Source organism: Corynebacterium sp. (assembly GCF_030535495.1).
GTDB lineage: Bacteria > Actinomycetota > Actinomycetes > Mycobacteriales > Mycobacteriaceae > Corynebacterium.
In genome coordinates, this window is sequence record NZ_JAUNRW010000019.1 from 22,599 (window position 1) to 28,923 (window position 6,325).

A 6,325-nucleotide genomic window follows, 5' to 3' on the forward strand; every position below is an offset into this window, starting at 1 on the left:
GAGCACTGATGGCCCTCATGAAGTCCAGCCCGACCACCACCGACACCCCGGAGCAGACGATCGTCGACGGCATCGGCTCCGATCCGCAGGCCCTCGAGGCCAACGCCGGCGCCGCCGGTCGCGCGCTCATCCGCGCCCTCGACAAGGCCGTGGCCTTCCAGTCCTCGGCGATCGAGGGCTACGTCGAGCGCCTGCGCCGGAAGAACCCGGACGCCTCCCCGGCGGAGATCCAGGAGATGGTGGACAAGCACTTCCTGCGGATCGCCACGGGCACCGGCGCCGGAGCCGGCGCGGCCGCAGCCATCCCGGGCATCGGTTTCTTCACCGGTGCCGCGGCGATCGCCGGTGAGTCCGTCGTCTTCCTCGACGCCGCCGCCTGGTACACCATGGCCAGCGCCAACCTGCGCGGGATCGACATCAGCGACCAGGAGCGCCGGAAGGCGCTCATCCTCGTCTCCCTGCTGGGAGCCAAGGGCTCCGCGGTGGTCGATGCGGTCGTCGGTGACGTCGGCAAGTCCAAGGGCCTGCCCACCATGTCCACCGTCGCCCGTTTCTCCGCCCCGCGCCTGACCGAGGCGAACAACCGCCTCGTCCGCCTGGCCCTGCGCAGCTTCTCCAAGCGTCTGCGCCGGGCGTGGCTGGGCAAGCTCATGCCGCTGGGTATCGGTGCGATCGCCGGCACCATCGCCAACCGCAAGCTCACGCGCGCGGTCATCGCCAACACCCGTGAGTCCCTGGGCATGGTCCCGGCCTCCTTCGCCTCCCCGGTAGCAGGTGATTAATTGCGCCACCACTCAGGAATAAGAGAGCTTCTCCACGCACTTCGCGCCCGGCGCGGCATCGCCGTCGTCACCATCATCGCGACCATCACCGCCGTCCTCTTCGAGATCGCCATTCCGTTGCTCACCGGGTCGGCGGTCGATGTCGCCACCGGTGCCGGGGGTGACGGCCCGACCGGTACCGATGCATCGCTGCGGACGATCATCATCACCCTCATCGTCGTGGCCCTGGCCCGCTACGTCAGCCAGTTCCTGCGCCGCTACACCGCAGGGCGGCTGTCCATCGACACCCAGCACACCCTGCGCGTGCGCATCCTCGACCGCCTGCAGCGTCTCGACGGCCCCGGCCAGGACCAGATCGTCACCGGCCAGATCGTCTCCCGCTCCATCTCCGACCTCAACGCCACGCAGGGTCTGGTGGCGATGGGCCCCATGGCCATCGGCAACATCGTGCAGCTGCTCATCACCGCCGGTGTCATGCTGTGGGTCTCTCCCCTGCTCACCGTCATCGCCCTGGCCTTCATGCCGATCATCGTCGGCGTGGCCGTGCTGTCCCGCCGTTCCATGTACGCCGCGACATGGGTCGCCCAGCAGTCGGCCGCCGATCTGGCCACCCACGTCGAACAGACCGTCACCGGTGTGCGTGTGGTCAAGGCCTTCGCCCAGGAGGACCGCGAGGTCGACCACCTCGACCGCCTCGGCCGCACCCTGTTCGCCGCAAAGATGCGCGCCGCCAAGCTCATGGCCCGCTTCCAGCCGCTGCTGCGAAACCTCCCGCAGGTGGCGCTGGTCATCAACATCCTCCTCGGCGGCTGGCTGGTCATGGAGGGGCGCATCACCGTCGGTACCTTCTTCGCCTTCTCCGTCTACCTCACCACCATGACCCACCTGGTGGGCACGCTCTCCGGGCTCATCGTCACCTTCCAGATGGGCCTGGCCTCGCTCGACCGCATCGCCGAGATCATCGACATGTCGCCCGAGCACCCCGACCCGGCCCAGCCCGCCGCGCTTCCCGACGGCCCCCTCGGCCTGCGCTTTGACTCCGTCACCTTCGACACCGACGGCCACCGCGTCCTCGATCACCTCGACCTCGACGTCGCCCCGGGCGAGACCCTGGCGCTCATCGGACCGGCCGGTTCCGGCAAGTCCATGGCCGTGCAGCTGGCCGGCGGATTCTACCGCCCGGACGCGGGCTCCCTCGCGCTGACCTCGGGGGACACGGTGCTGCCGTACGACACCCTGGCGCGCGCCGACCTGCGCCGCGCCGTCACCGTCGTCTTCGACGAGGCCTTCCTCTATTCCTCCACCATCCGCGACAACATCGCGATGGGGGCCCAGGCCACCGAGGAGGAGATCCGGCACGCCGCCGATCTCGCCCAGGCCACCGAGTTCATCGACCGCCTGCCCGAGGGCCTGGACACCGTCGTCGGCGAGCGCGGACTGACCCTGTCCGGCGGCCAACGCCAGCGCATCGCCCTGGCGCGCGCCCTGTTCGCCCGCCCCCGCGTGCTCATTCTCGACGACGCCACGTCCGCCATCGACGCCACCACCGAGGCCCGCATCCTCGCCGGCCTGCGCGCGGAGCTGGGCGACGTCACGGTGCTGGCCGTCGCCCACCGCCAGTCCACCCTCGACCTGGCCGAGCGCGTCGCCATCATCGACGGCGGCCACGTCACCGTCACCGATGCGCTTCCAGCGCTTATCGACGACCCCCGCTACCTCCGCATCATGGACCCCACTCCCACTCCCCTGCCGGACCGCTCGGACATCCCCGAGCCCGCGCACGCCCAGTTGTGGCCGGAGGGGGTGGCGCGCGAGCGCACCGAACACATCAACACCCAGGCCGGTGGCATGGGCCGCGGCATGGGTGGCGGCGGCGGCGGCGGCGGGCGCGGCATGGGCAACATTTCGGCGACGCCGGAGCTGCTGGCGCGCGTCGAGAAGCTGCCTGCCGCCACCGAGAAACCCCGCCTCGACGCCACCCACCTGCGCTCCGACCGGGCCAACTTCCGGGTGGGGGAGCTGTTCGCGGCCGTCCGGTGGCTCATCCTCGGCGTCATCGCGCTGCTGGTGGTCGGGGTGCTCACCGACCTCGCCTTCCCCACCCTCATGCGCTGGGCCGTCGACCACGGCGTGGCCACCGGGGACATGGGCACGCTGTGGCAGATCGCCGCCGGTGGCCTGGGCGTGGTCCTCGTCAGCTGGGCCGCGGCCGTCATGCTCGTGGTCCTCACCTCCCGGACCGGCGAGCGGCTGCTCTACGGCCTGCGCCTGCGCTCCTATGCGCATCTGCAGCGGTTGAGCATGAACTACTACGAGTCGAACCTGTCGGGGCGCATCATGACGCGCATGACCACCGACATCGACACCCTCAGCTCCTTCCTGCAGACCGGACTGGCGCAGGCGATCGTCTCGGTGGGCACCCTCGTCGGCATCATCGGCATGCTGGCGTGGACCGACGCCGGACTGTCCCTGGTGGCGGTGGCGGCGATCCCGCTCATCGTGGCCGTCACGCTCGTCTTCCGCCGCATCTCCTCCCGCCTGTACACCCGGGCCCGCGAGCAGATCTCCGCGGTCAACGCCTCCTTCCAGGAGAACATCAACGGTCTGCGCATCGCCCAGATGCACGGCCGCACCCCGCTGGCACTGGCGCAGTTCGAGGAGGAGTCCGACCGCTACCGACGCCTGCGTACCCAGGCGCAGACCGCCGTGGCGATCTACTTCCCCGGTGTCAACGCCATCTCGCAGATCACCACCGCGATCGTCCTCGGCGTCGGCGCCACCCGTGTCACCGAGGGGGACCTGACCGCCGGTGTCCTCGTCGCCTTCGTCATGTACCTCGCGCAGCTCTACGGCCCGATCCAGCAGCTGGGGCAGATCTTCGACTCCTGGCAGCAGGCCACCGTCGGTTTCCGCCGCATCACCGAGCTGCTCGCCGAACGCCCGTCGGTCCCCGACACCGGCACCCGCCCGGGTGCGGACGAGGCGGCCCGCGGTCCGCTGGCACTGGACAACGTCGACTTCGCCTACTCCCGCGACGGTGCGCTCGTCGCCGAGGACCTCGACGTGGTCATCGAACCCGGCACCACCGTGGCGCTGGTCGGCCCGACGGGGGCGGGTAAGTCGACCGTCGTCAAGCTGCTGGCGCGGTTCTACGATCCGGTCCGGGGCGAGGTCACCGCCAGCGGCACCGACATCCGCCAGTTCCCGCTGTCCGAGTGGCGCCGCACCGTCGCACAGGTGCCGCAGGAGGCCCACCTGTTCATCGGCACGGTGGCCGACAACATCGCCTACGGGCGACCGTCGGCAAGCGAGCGCGACGTCGAGGAGGCGGTCCGCCGCATCGGTGCGCTCGATATCATCGCGGGCATCCCGGGTGGCTTCCGTCACCCCATCGGCGAACGCGGACGCGGCCTGTCCTCCGGGCAACGACAGCTCATCGCCCTGGCCCGCGCGGAACTTCTGCGGCCTGACGTGATGCTTCTCGACGAAGCCACCGCCACCCTCGATCCCGCCACCGAGGCGGCCGTCCTCGACGCCTCCGACCGGGTCACGCGCGGACGCACCTCCGTGGTCGTCGCGCACCGTCTGGCGACCGCCGCGCGGGCCGATCGCATCCTCGTGGTGGACAAGGGACGTATCATCGAAGACGGATCTCACAACCAGCTGCTCGACCGTAATGGCGTGTATGCGGGACTCTGGCGCGCCCACCGTTAACGGGGGTGAAGAAACGCCCCCTGCAGTGCTGGTTGAGGGGTATCATCGCGCTACCCTGTAGTGGACAATTATTGTTGGCAAGACGACTGCAACATGAAGCAATGAAATGAGGCGAGCACCTGCCGTGAGCAGCGCAAGTACTTTCGGCCCGAACGAGTGGCTGGTAGACGAGATGTTCCAGCAGTTCCAGAAGGACCCCCAGTCCGTGGACAAGGAGTGGCGGGAGCTGTTTGAGAAGAACGGCGCCCCGGCATCCGCTGAAGCTGCAGCCGCTACCAAGACCACCCAGGGTCAGGAGCCGATCTCGGTGCCCAAGGCCGGCCCGATCGGTTCCGACAAGAGCGAGAAGCGCACGACCGTCGTGACGGAGGAGGCCAAGGCCGCGCAGACGATCACCAAGAAGGAGGCCCCGGCCGCCGGTCGTCCCGCACGCAAGAAGCCGGTCTCCCCGATCGACCGTGCCGCCAACACCCCGGCCCCCGAGGCGGGCGCCAAGCCGCTGCGCGGACTGTTCAAGGCCATCGCCAAGAACATGGACGAGTCCCTCGAGGTCCCCACCGCGACCTCCGTGCGCGACATGCCGGTCAAGCTCATGTTCGAGAACCGCGCCATGGTCAACGACCACCTGGCACGTACCCGCGGCGGCAAGATCTCCTTCACCCACATCATCGGCTACGCGATGGTGAAGGCGATCATGGCCCACCCGGGCATGAACGTCTCCTACGAGAACAAGGACGGCAAGCCGTCCGTGGTCACTCCGGAGCACATCAACATCGGCCTCGCCATCGACCTCCCGCAGAAGGACGGCTCCCGCGCTCTCGTGGTCGCCGCCATCAAGGAGACCGAGTCGATGGCCTTCGACGAGTTCATCGCCGCCTACGAGGACATTGTCGAGCGTTCCCGCGTGGGCAAGCTCACCCTCGACGACTACCAGGGTGTCACCGTCTCCCTGACCAACCCGGGCGGCATCGGCACCCGCCACTCCGTCCCGCGTCTGACCAAGGGCCAGGGCACCATCATCGGTGTCGGCTCCATGGACTACCCGGCCGAGTTCGCCGGCGCCTCCGAGGACCGCCTCGCCGAGCTGGGCGTGGGCAAGCTGGTCACCGTCACCTCCACCTACGATCACCGCGTCATCCAGGGCGCGGAGTCCGGTGAGTTCCTGCGCACCATGTCGCAGCTGCTTGTCGACGACAAGTTCTGGGACCACATCTTCGACCGCATGAACATCCCCTACGCCCCCATGCGGTGGGCGCAGGACCTGCCGAACCGCGGCACCGACAAGAACACCCGCGTCATGCAGCTCATCGAGGCCTACCGCTCCCGCGGTCACCTCATCGCGGACACCAACCCGCTCAACTGGGTCCAGCCGGGCATGCCCGTGCCGGATCACCGCGACCTGGACATCGAGACCCACGGCCTGACCATCTGGGACCTCGACCGCACCTTCCACGTCGGTGGCTTCGGCGGCAAGGAGTCCATGACCCTGCGCGAGGTGCTCTCCCGCCTGCGCGCCGCCTACACCCTCAAGGTCGGCTCCGAGTACACCCACATCCTCGACCGCGACGAGCGCGAGTGGCTGCAGGACCGCCTCGAGGCCGGCATGCCCAAGCCGACCAACGCCGAGCAGAAGTACATCCTGCAGAAGCTCAACGCCGCCGAGGCCTTCGAGAACTTCCTGCAGACCAAGTACGTCGGCCAGAAGCGCTTCTCCCTGGAGGGCGCCGAGTCCCTCATCCCGCTCATGGATGCCGCCATCGACACCGCCGCCGGTCAGGGCCTCGACGAGGTCGTCATCGGCATGCCGCACCGTGGTCGCCTCAACGTGC

Annotated in this window: 3 protein-coding genes; all 3 read left to right on the forward strand. The window is 69.0% G+C overall.

Annotation, left to right across the window (positions count from 1 at the left end; genetic code table 11):
• Positions 1 to 8: 8 nt before the first annotated feature.
• Complete coding sequence (locus Q4F73_RS04275) at positions 9 to 782, forward strand: hypothetical protein (RefSeq protein ID WP_303358118.1); 774 nt, start codon at positions 9 to 11, stop codon at positions 780 to 782.
• Positions 783 to 4,496: an ABC transporter ATP-binding protein gene (locus Q4F73_RS04280; RefSeq protein WP_303358119.1), complete on the forward strand. Its 3,714-nt coding sequence runs from the start codon at positions 783 to 785 to the stop codon at positions 4,494 to 4,496.
• 124 nt (positions 4,497 to 4,620) lie between these two features.
• Positions 4,621 to 6,325: 2-oxo acid dehydrogenase subunit E2 (locus tag Q4F73_RS04285; protein ID WP_303358120.1), on the forward strand; the 1,705-nt coding region annotated here is incomplete at its 3' end.

What these genes read in the sequence shown, in the direction of transcription:
- Q4F73_RS04275 (WP_303358118.1), top strand. Translation starts at nt 9, where the DNA reads ATGGCCCTCATGAAGTCCAGCCCGACCACCACCGACACCCCGGAGCAG.